At 42.6% G+C, this 15,929-nt stretch carries 15 protein-coding genes and 3 pseudogenes; all 18 read right to left on the bottom strand.

Features of this window, described 5'->3' with window-relative positions; all coding sequences use genetic code 11:
* Window positions 1-140 precede the first annotated feature (140 nt).
* On the bottom strand, window positions 141-632 hold the full coding sequence (locus tag JCM10914_RS11555) for a small multi-drug export protein (RefSeq protein WP_023960970.1): 492 nt from the start codon (window positions 630-632) through the stop codon (window positions 141-143).
* Window positions 633-701: 69 nt separating this feature from the next.
* Window positions 702-1,655 carry a CPBP family intramembrane glutamic endopeptidase gene (locus JCM10914_RS11550; RefSeq protein ID WP_023960968.1) on the bottom strand — a complete coding sequence of 318 codons (954 nt, stop codon included), beginning with the start codon at window positions 1,653-1,655 and terminating at the stop codon, window positions 702-704.
* A 367-nt stretch (window positions 1,656-2,022) separates the two neighbouring features.
* On the bottom strand, window positions 2,023-2,388 hold the full coding sequence (locus JCM10914_RS11545; protein ID WP_023960966.1) for a hypothetical protein: 366 nt from the start codon (window positions 2,386-2,388) through the stop codon (window positions 2,023-2,025).
* A gap of 91 nt (window positions 2,389-2,479) precedes the next feature.
* Window positions 2,480-3,172 carry a glycosyltransferase family 4 protein gene (locus tag JCM10914_RS30150; RefSeq protein WP_231638620.1) on the bottom strand — a complete coding sequence of 231 codons (693 nt, stop codon included), beginning with the start codon at window positions 3,170-3,172 and terminating at the stop codon, window positions 2,480-2,482.
* 65 nt (window positions 3,173-3,237) lie between these two features.
* Complete coding sequence (locus JCM10914_RS30145) at window positions 3,238-3,576, bottom strand: hypothetical protein (protein WP_023960962.1); 339 nt, start codon at window positions 3,574-3,576, stop codon at window positions 3,238-3,240.
* Window positions 3,573-4,793: a glycosyltransferase family A protein gene (locus tag JCM10914_RS11535; protein WP_231638623.1), complete on the bottom strand. Its 1,221-nt coding sequence runs from the start codon at window positions 4,791-4,793 to the stop codon at window positions 3,573-3,575. Before JCM10914_RS11535 ends, JCM10914_RS30145 begins: the two co-directional genes overlap by 4 nt.
* Before the next feature lie 142 nt (window positions 4,794-4,935).
* Entirely contained in the window at window positions 4,936-5,478 is a 543-nt protein-coding gene (locus JCM10914_RS30140; protein WP_052019731.1) for a helix-turn-helix transcriptional regulator, read from the bottom strand.
* A gap of 11 nt (window positions 5,479-5,489) precedes the next feature.
* Complete coding sequence (locus JCM10914_RS30135) at window positions 5,490-6,098, bottom strand: response regulator (protein WP_052019729.1); 609 nt, start codon at window positions 6,096-6,098, stop codon at window positions 5,490-5,492.
* On the bottom strand, window positions 6,070-7,893 hold the full coding sequence (locus tag JCM10914_RS11520) for a sensor histidine kinase (RefSeq protein ID WP_036717805.1): 1,824 nt from the start codon (window positions 7,891-7,893) through the stop codon (window positions 6,070-6,072). Before JCM10914_RS11520 ends, JCM10914_RS30135 begins: the two co-directional genes overlap by 29 nt.
* Before the next feature lie 6 nt (window positions 7,894-7,899).
* Complete coding sequence (locus JCM10914_RS11515; protein ID WP_023960952.1) at window positions 7,900-8,736, bottom strand: carbohydrate ABC transporter permease; 837 nt, start codon at window positions 8,734-8,736, stop codon at window positions 7,900-7,902.
* Window positions 8,737-8,751: 15 nt separating this feature from the next.
* Entirely contained in the window at window positions 8,752-9,645 is an 894-nt protein-coding gene (locus JCM10914_RS11510; protein WP_023960950.1) for a carbohydrate ABC transporter permease, read from the bottom strand.
* A 65-nt stretch (window positions 9,646-9,710) separates the two neighbouring features.
* Window positions 9,711-11,060 (bottom strand): extracellular solute-binding protein, encoded by a 1,350-nt coding sequence (locus JCM10914_RS11505; RefSeq protein WP_023960948.1) that lies wholly within the window; start codon window positions 11,058-11,060, stop codon window positions 9,711-9,713.
* Window positions 11,061-11,265: 205 nt separating this feature from the next.
* Window positions 11,266-11,535, bottom strand: a pseudogene (locus tag JCM10914_RS11500) (CatA-like O-acetyltransferase); the annotation flags it as partial.
* A 55-nt stretch (window positions 11,536-11,590) separates the two neighbouring features.
* Window positions 11,591-12,577, bottom strand: coding sequence for a VanZ family protein (locus JCM10914_RS28340; RefSeq protein WP_023960944.1), 987 nt, complete (start codon window positions 12,575-12,577; stop codon window positions 11,591-11,593).
* 173 nt (window positions 12,578-12,750) lie between these two features.
* Window positions 12,751-14,094, bottom strand: coding sequence for an FAD-binding oxidoreductase (locus JCM10914_RS11490; RefSeq protein WP_023960942.1), 1,344 nt, complete (start codon window positions 14,092-14,094; stop codon window positions 12,751-12,753).
* A 233-nt stretch (window positions 14,095-14,327) separates the two neighbouring features.
* Entirely contained in the window at window positions 14,328-14,858 is a 531-nt protein-coding gene (locus JCM10914_RS11485; protein ID WP_036717865.1) for a DinB family protein, read from the bottom strand.
* Window positions 14,859-15,044: 186 nt separating this feature from the next.
* Window positions 15,045-15,161: pseudogene (locus tag JCM10914_RS28335) on the bottom strand (HTH domain-containing protein); the annotation flags it as partial.
* A gap of 115 nt (window positions 15,162-15,276) precedes the next feature.
* A pseudogene (locus tag JCM10914_RS11475) lies at window positions 15,277-15,911 on the bottom strand (Vat family streptogramin A O-acetyltransferase).
* Between the last annotated feature and the right edge of the window lie 18 nt (window positions 15,912-15,929).

The following is a 15,929-nucleotide window of genomic DNA, read 5'->3' as shown; positions in this document are numbered from 1 at the left end:
CTTCTATAGCATTTTTGCTAAAGAATGGAACCAGCATCCAATTACTTACTTACCCTTAGGACATCAATTCCTATCTCCCATCCGTAAATAACAGCACAATGGATTCAAAAATGGATTCAATAACCGGCTCTGTATCTAAATTAGAAAAGGTGCTCCACGCCAAGCATCAATAAACCTCCAATAACGATGGACCAGACAGCAATAGAAATGGTAATCCATAAACTTACATAACTCTTCTTCGCACCTGCCGCTAATGCAATGCCGGCCGAAAGGTGAAACGCTAATAGGATACCTGCTAAAGAGACTCCCGGAACACCATACTTCTCGAAATATCGTTTTGCTTTTATTGCACGTTTACTCGGTTCTTTATTAGTCTTCTTATTCACTACTTTGGAACGAAGTTTACTAATAATCCATATAAATGCCATTACGGATACCCAGTTACCTACTGCTGCTGTTACAATTACCGGTATAGCGGGAAATCCTAAAATAATGATTCCCAGTGGGATTGCACCGTAAGATTCAATAAACGGTATAAGAGAAAGAATAAAGATACTAAGTAATTGTAATATTAAATTTCCTTCTAGACCCGGTATTAAACTTAGATATACGTTCTGTAATTCTTGCAGCATATGAAAACCTCTCTCCTGTGTTATTAGTTACTTCAATCACTGCTTGCCCTGGCAATACGATCATCGATATTATTTACCATCGGCGCTCACTACTGAAGTTTCGTTGTGAGGGGTCAATTCAGGACCTGTACGGCGTGTACCGAACCATACGATTGCGGTGATGAGCACAACCAAGACACAGGGCAGAAGCATGATTGCCGATCCCATCCCGGCCGATCGGTCGGAGCCGGCTAGCAGATCGACTTGCAGCACTGTAGCGAGAACATAGGCGAGCGTATTATTCACTGCGTGTATAACAATCGCGTACTCCAGGCCACCCGTACGCCAGGTGATCAATGCAAAGGTAATGCCGAGGACCAAATAATACAGGTTGAGCCACGGGTCGGTCGACAAGTGGATAACAGCAAACAGCACACTCGAGATCGCGATACCAACGATAAGTGATGCTCGCGGACTACGAACCCAACTGGATGCAATCTGGAATACCAGACCCCGAAAGCCGTACTCCTCCCCCGCGCTTTGAAGCGGCGCCAGCAACATCGCCACGACGAACATACCAAGCAAATCATTGACACGCCAGTCTGTGGTGGTGTAAGGCATAAGCATATTGAAAATGACCATATAGACTGTCCAGATCGGAAGGACTATAAGCAGCGCCCGACCAAAAACAGCTGGGCGAAAGGCAGACCGCACCGAGTGCAGTATGGACCCCTTTACGCCATAGAGCCAGCGCTGAAGCAACATGCTGAGCGGGATGAGCAGAGCGACCGCGAGCAGGTTTCCAGCCGCATAGACCGGGGTAAAGACAGTGCCTCCACCTGCCGGATTCACCCTTCCGAAGAAACGGGTGTCGATCTCGTTTCCAATTAATGCGAACGCTAAGACAAACAACAACATTGCGCCGATGAGAATTGCAACAGCAAGGATGCCGCGCCATATACGGCGCTTATCGCTGACGAGTACGCGATGGTACGGTATTTCTGCCGGCACAGCCCGCGCCCCGCGTCGAGTTGGTTTTTCCATAAGTAAATCACCTCTTGGATTGATATAGAACCTTCTTAGGTTAATAGCCGCCCGGATCATTTAGGACCTTGTTACCCATGATGCTTATGCTCCTTTCTCTCAGACGTTTGAACCGGTTCCTTAATTCTTATCCTATCAGCCGCGAATAAACGGAGCCTAAACGAATCAATGAACGTCAGATTAAATTCGTTCCATCGTTTAGGTTCTGTTAAAGTGGGCGTATCCTCTTACAGTTGATTACCGATTTGACGAAGCTACTGCCTATTAACATAAAAAAGAAGCCGCGATATAGCGGCTTCTTTTTTTATCGTTCTTGTCCTACGGTGACAACTGATCCCTGTTGTTTGATCTTGATTTAGTGTTTCTCTTACGGATTCAACTGTGCGATCTGCGTGAGTTCTTGCTGCAGCACATTTTGAGGAGGGATTACGTTGCCGGATGAATCCGTTCCGAATACGTTGATGACCGTATCGGTCGGCACTGTACCAGTCACAAGAAATTGAACCTCATATGAAGTATTGCCTGTGATGTTGAAACTGAGAATTTGACTGGTGTTTGCATTGATATTCAATGAATTGGAATATATCAGAGCTTTGCTTACCAGAGCATTCCATACATAAATATGATAAACCACATTAGATGAGAAACTAAGATTATCATTACCAATGTTAATTACAAGGTTTGTTGCATTGGGAGATCCCGTATTCGTAATGATGCCGGTTGTTAAAGCCATATAACCACTACCTCTCAATTGTTTTTTACTAGTATATGAATTCAGAGGGTCGTGTTGTGTAGACCATGTTACATAGCTTTTTGCCTTTTTATTACTTCGTGTTTCTGTTGCGTCGACGACCATAATCAAGATGATTAATCATATTAATAAATCGGTTGGCGTACACATCAGTGGAAAAGCGCCCTTTAATATGAGCTTCAGCATGAACAATGAGCTTATTTCTTAATTTGGTGTCTGTCATCAGAGAAATGGCTTCTAATGTGGCCTCCACTATGTTTCCATGGGCGTAAAACTTCCCGGTCTTGTTATGATTGATGAATCGCCTCACACCACCTGAATCAGTAGATAGCACGGGACAACGACATAACATCGCTTCTGCAACGGCATATCCAAACCCTTCTTGGACAGATGTCGATAGCAAGAACCCGCCAGAATCTCCAATGATGCTTAAATAATCTGCCATAAGTTCATGTGGAATGTTCGAATAACGAATAAGACGTGCATGAAGAAGTGGGTTTGTTGCTAGCAATTGGTTGAGCTTTTCAATTTCTGTTGGATCAGACATCGTATCGTCTTCAAAAAGCCATAAATAGAGTCCTGGAAATATACCAATAAGCGCCTGTCCCAACAGTAAAAAATCATGCCAATTTTTATTGCGCTGTATGCGCCCTACCCAACCTATGATCGGAAAGGGTCTTGGAGGATACTCCGAATAACCAAAGTGCTCCCAGTCCAGAGGATCATCGAAACTGTATTGAATGATTTTCGGATAGTTCGCATTCATGAGTTCTCTTAATTGTTGGTTCTGAGGATAAAGTATCGCGTCCACGTGCTCATGGATGAGATCTTTTAAAGACTGCGTGAGAAGCAGTCCCTCCTCATGAGGTCCCAAGCCTGCAATTCAAAAATAAGCTTCCCGCTGTAACCTAGATTTCTCAATTGTGCGAGCATAGTAATATCCGAGCATACGATAATAGAGTCGTAATTTTCTCGTATAAGAATCTCCCGTATCGTTTCCGCATCGCCGGTTACGAATGTCGTGATGTTCTTTATGTTTTTACGACCCTCCCCATCAAATTTATACAGCAGATGGGATTCAACACCGCGCTCCTTCAACGCTTTGCTTCGAATTCGATTTAAGGTCTCCATCCCACCGCTAGGATTATAAAAAGAGAACAGCACCTTCATGCGCCATCACCAGCATTCTTTGTCTTTTTTACGAGCAAATCATCCAGTCTATGGGTTCGCAATAACTCATTCGTAAGTATTGACTCCGCCATATGCTCTGTACGATACCCAATGATTGAATGGTCATCTGTATAGTAACTGGACCATATTGAATAACCTGTTTTGCTAAGCTGATTATGCAGGATATGCAAATCCATTACATTCTTAAATTCGTTCAGATCGAGCAGCATGGTGTACGGGGCTAGATGTTTTCTAACAGCAGCCAGAGCGGCCATATCTGGCTGCCAACCGGGATACCACTCATATACCGCTGTTGGATGTGAGATCTGCATTAAGGCAATGGTCACTCGTTGATCTAAGGAAAGATCCAGCACATAGCAAACATAATTGCTGAACATCTGCTCGTATAGATTTTCAATCCGCTGAATCGCATGATCTGACACTTCACTCAGAGGAAACAGGATATTGACTTCCGGTCCAATTCCCCTACGCATTCTTGCTTGGTGCCTGGCCAGATGATAAGCATGCCGCCAATGCCGGTGTGCCTCCGTGGTTTTCAACTGTGCCGAAACGCTGTAGGTGGAGTCCACCCGGTAAGCCATCAATTCAACTGGAATGTATTTGATTTCGCAAAAGTCCGTGATCTTAAGCCAGTAATCATAATCCTCAACGGGAGCCAGACTATACCCTCCTTGAACCATCTTGGCGTATTTCGCTTTATACATAAAGGAGACCCCGACTATGGAGGAATCAAGCAGCGCTTCTTTGGGTTTACCCTGATATTTACGTAGTGCACTCAATGCGACCTCATCATTCAATGGGGTATTGTAATTGTCGATCGATTGGAAAGAGCTGTACACAAGTCCCAGTTCTTCTGGGCCTTTCAGTAAGGCTAACCGTAACACTTCCAAGAATTGAGGGCCGTAGATATTATCGCTGGATACCCAGGTCAAGAAATGTATACCGTTATGCTGGAATAGTTCGGCAAATCCGGTATTCAATGCGTGTGGAACGCCCTGATTGATGTCGTATGCGATTATATTCACTCGAGGATCATTAGCAACAATCGACTGGACCAGCGGCTCCATTTCGGGGGCGCCATCAATCACGATGACGAATCTGAACTGCTCGAATGTCTGATTTAGCACGGAATCAAGTGCAGCTTTCAGGAATTCAGGCTTCTGCTTATACACAGGCATAACAATCCCCAAATCCACCAAGGTTTTCACCACTTCCACTAAAGAGTTTATTACCAGTGTATTGATCTCTTTACTCCTTGCTTGTGCGGTTAACCAGTTTTATTATAATAACGTCAAAACTACGTGAGTTGAAAACCTTGTATTCTCGCAGCTAAAAGTGTCATATCTTAGCACGATACTCCGAAGGAGTAACACCGTATTTTTTACGGAAAATCTGAGAGAAATGTCTCACATCATCATAACCGATAACGTTAGAAATCTCGGCGATCTTCATATCTGTCTCTTTCAGCAGTTGTAAGGCGCGGTCTATTCGCAAATGAATCAAATACTCTTTAAAACCTACTCCTATTCGCTGTTTAAACAGCTGGCTGAAATATACGGAATTTAAATAAACCATGGATGAAATTTGATCCAAGGATAGCTCTTTATGATAATTTTCTTGCATGTACTGTTTGGCTAAATCAATAGCCCGCTGCCCGCTGCCTTGCTCAGAATCCACTTTAATAACAGACGACTTCAGCATCCTTGTTAATTCGGGAGAAACATCGTATACATCATGAATCAGATTCGATGCTTTTACCTGAAATGTAACTTTTAAATATCTTGATAAATGAGTAGTAAGCTGTTCGAGTATGTCTACAAGCAATACATGATGTTCTAGCTTAACAACACCTACTAGACGATGTGAGTCTATACTAACCACAAATCCTGCACCTAGCTCTGAATCATTTCTGTCATGACGTTCTCAATAATAAAATGCTCCAGTTGCCTTTCGCCTTCTGCTGAGATCTTAACCAATATCATATGAAATGGACTATAATCCTGGGTGAATGCTTTAACATTTATATTGCCCAAGTCTAATCCTTTCATCAATCGGATAAATACCGCTTCTTGCAAAAACTTCATGTTGTTTTTTAACAAATACAACTCTTCAAATTGAACCTTTTCCTGAGATATATCATGACTAAGCCTATGTATGATATCAATAAGTGAGTCTTTTCCAATCGGTTTAAGTAAATATTCTTTAGCCCCTAAACTTAGAGCCTGCTTCACATATTCAAACTCAGAGTAAGCTGATATAAATACCCATTTCATTTTTCGATAGGTTTTATGTGAGACTTCCATGAGTTCGATTCCCGTCATTCCAGGCATGCATACATCCGTTAATACAATATCTATCGATTCATTTTTTAATAACGCTAGTGCACTCTCGGGATTATCTGCCAGAAACACACAATAATCTGGAAACTGTGCATTTATAGTTCGCTTAACTCCATTTCTTATAACATGCTCATCATCTACCACCAAAATATTCATCATCATGATTTTCCCCGCTCTTGATAATTGGTATGTAAATCATAACTACTGTACCTTCGTTAGGTCGACTTTGAATATCTATACCGTATTCGTCCCCGTACATTAATCTAATTCGATCATGCACATTTTTGAGACCTATTCCCATACGCATACTTTTTTCAAACTCTATACTTGTATTCACGTTCATTGATAAGAGATGCTTGATTTCTGATACTCTTTCATGACCTATCCCTTTACCATCATCTTCGATATGTATAGTTAGGATCTGATTGTCACGCGTCGTATAAATATGAAGTTTACCTCTGCGATTTAAAGGCTCTAGACCATATTTAATGGCATTCTCAACAAGAGGTTGAATGATAAGCTTAGGCAACTTGATATCTAACCATTGAGGATCAATGACTACTTCAGTTTGTACACGGTTCGCAAGTCTAGTCTCAATCACAATTAAATAATGTTTAAGCTGCTCCAGCTCTTCCCTCAAACTCGATGTTGAATTATTATTCCAATCACTATTGTATTGAAACATTCTGGATAGAGACAGAATAATATTCCCTAAGCGATCGTTCCCTTTTTCATCGAGCATCCAATAAATCATGTCCATCGTATTATACAGAAAATGAGGATTAACCTGAGCTTGTAGCGCTCTTAACTGAGCGTTTTTTTCACTGATCGAAGCATTTTTACTACGTTCAATCAGCTCTTCAATATGCGTTACCATTCTATTGAATGAACCGACCAGAATGTTTATCTCACTATAAGATTTCACTTGAACTTGCCCTTTGAAGTTACCTAGCTCCACTTGTTTCATCTGGTGAATTAGCTGCTTGAATGGCAGCGAAAATGACTTAGCTATCATCGTTGACAATAGAATAGCTATTATGATGAGTATTATGATGACAGTCCACAAAAATCGTTGGGTGTCCAATAATTCAAGTTGCAAATCTTGATTCGGTGTAATCGTGACAATCTCCCAATCGGCAGCCTTAATTAATCCTGCAGCAATCATATATTGCTTGGAGTCTATTAATTGAACAGGTTCATGATCATCACCGCTTGACCAATCAAGTTGCAATTCTTCTGAGTTTACATTCAACTGGCTTGCATCGTCTCCGATTTCAAACATCACTTTGTCTTGATCCCGGATCAACACCCTGCTGCCTGTTCCAATACTAGCATTCGTCATGGCTTCTTCAACGACATCGGCATCGGTTTCTACCAGAACAATGCCGATTGGTTTGAGCGTGTTCAGTTCAAATAATTGCCTCCCAAACACAAATACACTACTGTCTCTATCATCACTAATGAATGAATGCGGATATAATCCTAGCCAACGAATTTCTCCTGTCGATTCTGTCACTGTCTTATGCCCTTCCGAATTGAAAGAATCTCTGATGACAGCACCGAGTTTTTTCTCATAACTATACATTCTGCCTTCATGGGTAATGACATGAATTGCGGCAATATCGGTTCTTGAGTATAAAATAGCCCCTAACGCATTCGTAATGCTACGTTCATAGTTAATCTTCTCCATTTGCTCACTTGATTTTATGGATTTAAGCATCTGAATAAGCTCTGTATTGCTATTCAGGGACTTTGTAATACTGTCATAGCCTTTGAGCATAACCTCAAAGAGGCCGATGGTTTGCGAAATGTTTTTTTTCGCAATCACACCGACCTTTTCTTGGATCTGCTCTGTAACTTTCACATAATAAACGGAACTAACACATAATAAAATAACCAACATGCATAGAAAAAATATGATAAATAACCGAGTTTGAATAGATTGATGTTTACCCAAGCAGCATCACCCTTTTACTGCACCTGCGACCATACCTTTAGTAATTTTCTCAGCCATCATGAAATAAATCAAGATGACAGGTAAAGCCCCAAGCACCAGATATGCTCCGATCGACCCATAATTCGCTGAATACTGACTTACAAAGCTATATACGCCAAAGGGCAACGTTTTCAAATGTTCAGACGAAACAAATGTGGAGGCTAATATATACTCGTTCCAGACATTAATAAAGGATAAAATGCAGACGGTGACAACAGGAGGAATAGATATTGGAATGATGATGTTCCAATATATTTGGTATACACTAGCTCCGTCAATAATAGCAGACTCATCGATTTCTTGTGGGATTGTCTTCATAAACGCACTCAAGATGAACATCGATATGGGAATTTGAAAAGCTATATATGGCAAGATCATTGAAAATCGGGTGTTGAGCAGGCCGAGATTTTTAAAGATAACCATGAGTGGTAATAAGGTAGCCTGCAAAGGAATCATCATGCCGATGAGAAACAATAGCAAAAAGGCTTTATTATATTTCCACTGAAAACGAGCGATCGCAAATGCTGCAAGTGATGATAACACAATGACTACAATTAATGTGCTAAACGTAACGGTGACACTGTTAAATAAATATTGAAAGTAGTTTCCGCTTTCGATAGCCGAAGTGTAATTTTCCCATTTCCATTCGGATGGAATCGAGAAAAAATGGCCTGATAATATTTCCTCATTGGTTTTAAACGAATATAGTAACAACCATATTAATGGATACAATTGTGTAACTAGCAAGAGGCAGAGCAACACATAAACCATGGAATGACTTAATTTCAGTTTTTTCAGCAGCATACATCGATCCCCCAGTTATGTATATCTCTTTTCTAATCTATTAAATACAAAATTAATAACAACCGTGAACAGGATACATGCGACGACCAGGAAGGATGCGACCGCGCTACCATATCCATATTTCATAGATAAAAAGGATATTTTGTACATATGGGATGAAATGACGTCAGTTGCATTGGCGGGTCCTCCACCAGTCATAACCATGATTAAGTCAAAGGATTGTATGGAACCAATGAACGATAAGATAACGGATATTTTGAATACGGGCAGAATCATAGGAATGGTTATATACCTATCGGCTGTAAATCCTTCTGCTCCATCTATTTTGGCAGCCTCATACACATCGGCAGGCAAATTCTGAATACCTGTGAATTGAATTAAGATATGGTAACCCAAGTATTGCCACAGTGCCACAACAATGATCGCAAAAATAGCAATTTCCGGATCTGTAAGCCAGGTTCTAGTTAATTCTTCGAATCCAATGTAGGCCAGGAATTGATTAAGCATTCCACCCATAAAGGTGGGATTGTAGATTGTTTTCCACAACTGCCCAATCACAACCACCGATAGAATGACAGGCAAGAAATAGATAGATACAAGGATGTTTGATCGTTTGACAAAGCGATTAAGGAGTATGGCAACAAACAGGGCTAATGGCAATTGAATACACATTGAAAACCCCGCAAGCATGAAGGTTCTTCCAACAGCTGGCCAAAATATAGGATCGTTCGTAAACATTGTGATGAAATTACCAAATCCAATGAATTTGGCATTGGTTAGCCCATCCCAATCGAGCAATCCACTATAAACGGATACCATAATGGGTACAAAAACAAGCGATACATAGAAGATTACGCAAGGCAGCACAAAGAAAGTAATCGTCCAGTTAGAAACCTTAAGAGCGTTCACAGTTGTATATCCTCCCGGAAGTGTAATTCATTGAGACATTGGCCTCAATGAATTACCACTAGGTATTAGTCTTCTAAATTATCTTCCAGTGCCTTCTGATGCTCTGCCGCTATATCGCTTGCCTGTTTATTCGCGATGAATAAATGTTGAATACTTGATAGATGCACTTGTGTAGTCCCTGGATTCATCGTATTATCGAATGCCAAATCTCCACCTTTTACATCATTAAACATGTTCAGAACATCCATGGAGAACTCTGAATACCCTGCTGCTTCATAGTCCCCGTCTAGCTTTTGCGCTATACCAACAGCTGCCTTCAAATCAAATGCAATCTTCGGGTAATTCAACATGTAATAATTCACGAATAGTTTAGCTTCCTCCACATGCTTGCTATTCTTGGCTATTGCAAGTGCAGCTGTAGGCGCCAGCATAAATTCATTGGTATCACCTTTATCGCCAACGGTTGGGAATTTGAATATACCCACTTCATTTTTTTCGCCGATTTCTGACGTTTCAATGGCTCCCGTTGACCAGGTACCCATAAAGTACATCGCGGATTGGCCTGTCTTAAATAGATTTTCCGCGGTGTTATAGTCAAAGGAAGCCGCTCCGTCTTGGAATGCGCCAGCCTGAATCAATTCACTCATAGCATCGACGGCTTCGGTAAACGCTGAATCATGAAATGTTTTACTACCATCCATCACATCATTGAGGAATCCCGATCCCCCGTTTGTACGAAGCAAAATATTCATAAACAGAAATGACCCCGTCCAAGTGTCTTTCTCCCCAATTACCATGGGTTGAACCCCTCTAGCTTTCAATAGTTCAACGGCTTCGATCAATTCTGCAAAGGTTTGAGGAACCGTAACGCCAGCTTCAGAAAACAAACGTTTGTTGTAAGCTACAACGGCGATATTATTCCCTGTCGGCAGTGCATATAACTGGTCATCAAACGAGAAGTGCTCTAGGACCCCATCCTGGAACGTAGCCTGCAGATCATTTTCAAGTACCATCTCATTTAGTGGTAGGAATAAATCCGCATCTACATAAGGCTTTAGTTGAGCACCAGGATTAATAATGGTAATATCGGGCATTTCTTTGGATGCCGCCTGCGTTTTTAACTTTAACTTTTGTTGGTCCACATTAAGCGTATCCAGCTCTATTTTTACGTTAGGATGATCAGCCTCGTACTGTTTCACAATTTCACGCAAGATAACATGCCTGGGATCTGTCGAGTCCGGCCAAGTATTCTGAAACGTCAATGTAACGGCTTCTTTTTTGGTGTTGGCGTTGGATGGTGAATCTGTTTCAGGCAATGCATTCTGAGGTGCATTAGAGTTTCCGCACGCTGCCGTAATCATGGTCAGAACGACAACGAATGAAATGCTAATTAGCTTTTTTACTGTGTGATTCATTGATTAAACCTCCCTCTGTGATCTACTATCATTATCTCGTTCAACAATTTCCGAAACAATGAGCAAACTTAGGAGGCTAGGTTTGTTTTTTTAAGTTTCTATATAATGCTACCTATATAACTAATTTTAACGAAAATGGAGCAAGAAACCTTCACCATGCTTGGTCAAACGATCTTAATTGGGCATTTTCTATCCCCCTATCGACTCAAAATAAAAAGCCTTTCGTCCTGTTAAAGAACGAAAGGCTAAGCTGTAAGTTATCAAGCATAAAGTCGGTGTTCACATTTAAGTTGAAGCCGGTAAAGGAAGTCCATGGAATCATGGAGATATTAACGACATGTTCAGGAATAGGGCTATTAGGGAACAGTTGCCCCGTACTTTTATATAAATCAACATCAGCGACAAATCTATCATGAAACTCTTGAAAGCTATCCGTTGTTGAATCAAAAATCGTATGCATGGGATCTAACTTATCCCAGTATCCAACTTGACATCAGCATTGAGCAATCACTTCTAGTTATGATTATGACTCATCTGAATGGGCTGCTAATCATGTGCAGGATTCTTTGGCCTGTGTTCAACTCTATGAGGTTAACATCCCACATCACAAGATTAGTGTTCGGGTGTGGACCATTGTCGAGAACTTTAATCGTAAGCTCCGTTACGCCCTTCAGTGAAAACTTAAAAGGGTCCGGCTGAGGTTCTCCTCCCAAACTTATGGAATAAATCTCTGCTCCGTCCGCGATAAAGCTGATTTCATTATTCTGGTTGCCTGCAGTGTCGTCAGGATACCCCAGTATAGCGACATAGCCTGATATTTTGTCATATTTACCATTCAATAGATATGAAAACTCATTGTTTTTTGTATTTTCTTTACTGTACAGATTGATCTGGGGCTCGACCTTTGTGTCACCTACTGTAAAAGCGGAAAGACTTTCATCCCATTGCACAGCCCCCACTTTGATTGCAAGTTCATTCAGGGCTACGGATTCTCCGTCCACGTTGTTCAAGTAATGATTGATGCCACCGACAGCAACGATCGTTCCCGTAGAAAGTACAACCGCGGTTAGGACGATTCGAATCAACCCTTTCCAAGTATTCCGGTGCCGCGTTACTAGCCGCTGTGACCCATATCCCACCGCAGCTCCTAAGGAGTTTATGATGATATCGTTGATATCGAACGCTCCTAAGCGGGAAATCATTTGGAGGGACTCTACAATCGTGATGCCAAGGATGAAAAAGGAGATGAACCGGATAAAACTGCACCGATACAGGAGCGGGATGAGCACTCCGAACGGGACAAAGGCAAGAAAATTGCCTAAGTCGAAGAACCATATCTGAAAGTCTTTTCCCATCGGAAAGTGTAACGGAATCGCTTCAAGCATGAAGTTGTATCTCAAGCCTTGATCTTGATTAGTGGATGCTCTATCGAAGCCTAGAAATAAGAAGAATAAGGTTAGTGTTGTGTATAACCCCAACAGCACGATCATGACTTTTCGTGATTTTCCTTGAAACATGAGTACATCCTTTCTGTCATTCCAGCAAATAATATATAGTCGGTCGAACCTTTCGATATATCCTTACTGTTAACTCTGCGTCTAATAAATAATACTCATACATAATAGTATGACGTCACCAAAAGCACAAGCCGACGTGTTCCGGCTTGTGCTTCTATTTACGTTAGCGAATATTAAGCTGGCGGAATGCTCTGCGGATTGTGAAATACATTTTTCGGGTCGTATTTCGCTTTTACTTTCCTCAGCCTGGCGAAGTTCTTTCCGTAATAGACAGGTCCTGAACATTTAATGCCTTGGTCCGGAACGTTAATATAAGATCCGACGATATAAGGCTGCAGCTTCGTTCTGGTGTTCCGAGCTAAGGCAATATTTCGGGCTGCATGGGACGGCTTCACCCATGAGCTGTTCCATTCGACGTAGAATTTGGCTTTTCGCCAGTAGAATGCGGTGGCTTGAGGTGCGATTCTACTTATGGCGCCGCCCCAGTTCAGGAAGAAAAATCCGGCCGGCGTACCTCCCTCAGCTTTTTCCAGAAATTTGCGCATCACTTTATAGGCTTTATCCGGAAATGGGCGTCTGCCAAAGCCGCTGGAGAATTGGTTGCTGAATCTTTGCGTCAACACCGGATCCGGGGCTAGCAAAAACTTTGTGGCTTCCAAATACGGCAAATAGCGGATGGTTTTTTGAGTCGGTGAGCCTACGCTCAAAATAGGTTCCAACTGGCGAAGCGCCTCGCCTTTCGAACCGAGGTAGATCCCCAGCATACTGACATTTCCGCCCTTTTTGGGACCGACGCTTAACTCGCTGCCGAGCTTGGTACTGGCATTAGGTGCCCACACTTGCCATTTTTTCACGACTTTTTCGAATTGTGCCCATGGCCAGGTGATGCGGAATACGGTGGCTTTATCCGGGGCGCGCAGCACTTTGAATTTGTATTTGGTATATACGCCGAAGTTGCCGCCACCGCCGCCGCGGGAAGCCCAGAGAAGATCGGCATTTTGTTTGTTGTTCGCTCGAATGATTCTTCCCTTCGCGTCAACCATTTCAAGTTCGATCAGATTATCGCTGATGAGTCCGGTCGTCCGCTGCAGCGGTCCGATCCCCCCACCTGGCGTAATGCCGCCGATCCCCACCGTCGGACTGTCGCCGAACGGGGCCATGTAACCTTGCCGCGCCAACGTATCGACGATTCGACCAACTTGATTTCCTGTTTCAACAACGGCGGTGCCGCTTTTTTTGTTCAATTGAATCTTCTTCATTTCGCTGACGTCGATGACGATGCCTCCATTGACCTGGGAAAGGTTACCTTCCAGGGCGTGCCTTCCGCTTCTTGGGCGTAATGGAACATTATTTTTGCGGGCCCAGCGAATCGCGTTCGCCACATCCTGTGTTTTTCGGGCAAAAACAAATACTTTAGGGTATCTGTCCGTGTGCGGATCCCAATTTTTACGAGCCGCTTCATAACCAGGGTCTCCCCTAAAGATCACTCTCCCTGTAAGCTTAACGTTTGACTTCACGAATTTATCCCGCTCCTTAGAATTACATGCTTATGAACACTTTCATTAATCAATTAGGCAGATTCCATATAAGGTATGAAAGGGATTCATGCCGCGTATGGGCTGGAGCCGATATATCAACATGAAAAAACAAAAAAAAGCCTGAATATCAGGCTTTTTCACACAATCATTCAGTATGTGCCGGAAATGCATCGGGATCGACCGTTGGGTCCATCCCATTTCGATGAGGTAGACTATCGATCAAACATTTCACTGTCCTGTTGTCGTTGCACCAAATAAAACATATAATCGGTCGGCACTCCCGCATATCCTTGCTGTCTTAGCATAGCAGTTACGTTGCCCCGGTGATACGTTCCATGGTTGACCACATGCCGCAGAATATCGGAGAAATGCGTGCCTAGACTTCCGTAATTCGGATGCGTGATCGTCATCGCCTTGTCCAAATCGGGCGTTCGCCTTAGCAATTCGTAAAACTGTTCCGCTGCTCCTGCGAATAATCGTCTCATCTCGCTCACATTTTTGCCCTGTGCTTCCTCCGTCCAGCCCGGAATCTTTGGAAAAATCTCTTCGTTTGGAATCTCTGCAAGCACGGACATATAGAGGCGTTCGAACAAGTACATATGTGCGAGCGTTTGCGACACGGACGGAAATACGCTCGTCACTTCGGCATGGAACACATCTTCCGGAAGTTCCTCCAAGTGGTTAAATAACCTTTCGTTCGCCCACACATGATAATCGTACAATTGATCGGTTTGTTGAAGCATGGATGAATTCACCGTTCCTTTCAACATCGTCTATAAGCTGTCACAGCCTTGACTTCAGGATATCCTAGTTCTGCTGACAAACGTTGTCAGTGAAGTTCAAACCGGATTGCTTTCATAATGTTTGGCGATTCCGTAGGCCATGTCCCCTATCCGATCTTTCAACGCTAGTGGCTCATGAATGCGAATGGCACATAATGCGTCGATATACCGGTACACCGTGCGAACGCTGATCTCCAAACTCTCCGCGATCTGCACAGCCGTGAGATTCCTACCGGATCGCAGCATCCAAAGCATGGACAGCATGTTATCCCATTTCGCTTAGAGCATAACCTCTTTTCCTTAAGATAAAAAGTCGCTGGCTTCGCGATATTGCATGAGGTTAATTTAATGTCCTATGGCACATTATGTTCATCACGAACTATTGAATTCCCTCGATCTTGGTCAAATCGCCACTGCATAGCGTTTCAAGATGATCAAAAATTTTACGAGCCGGCCAATCCCACCATTTCATGGCAAGGAGTTTATCGATCAGTTCGTCAGAGAATCTTTTTTTAATCATTCTACAAGGATTCCCGCCGGCAATATGGTAAGGGGGAACATCTTTTACAACAACGGAATTGGCTGCAATGATGGCTCCATCACCGATATGCACACCGGGCATTACGGTGACATTTTGACCGATCCACACATCGTTTCCGATGACAGTATCTCCCTTAAAAGGTAAGTCGCCAGCGTTGGTGTCGCTTTCTCCCAACCATTGCCCATGATGTTAAATGGATACGTGGTGACGCTGCACATTCTGTGATTTGCACCATTCATGACAAATTCAATGCCCTTTGCAATTGCGCAGAATTTTCCGATAATCAATTGGTCTCCAATAAATTCATAGTGATGCGTGACATGCTCTTCAAACCGGTCAGCACCGTTTATGTCGTCATAATAGGTATAGTCGCCGACAATAATATTTGAGCGCGTGACAACGTTTTTAATAAAACATATACTTTTAATCGCCTCATTCGGGTAGATCGCATTAGGATCCGGTCCGTATATCATAGGATTATCCCTCCATTT

The sequence above is a fragment of the Paenibacillus sp. JCM 10914 genome (assembly GCF_001315105.1).
In the GTDB taxonomy this organism is placed as follows: domain Bacteria; phylum Bacillota; class Bacilli; order Paenibacillales; family Paenibacillaceae; genus Paenibacillus_AQ.
This window is presented reverse-complemented; position numbering and strand designations above follow the sequence as displayed.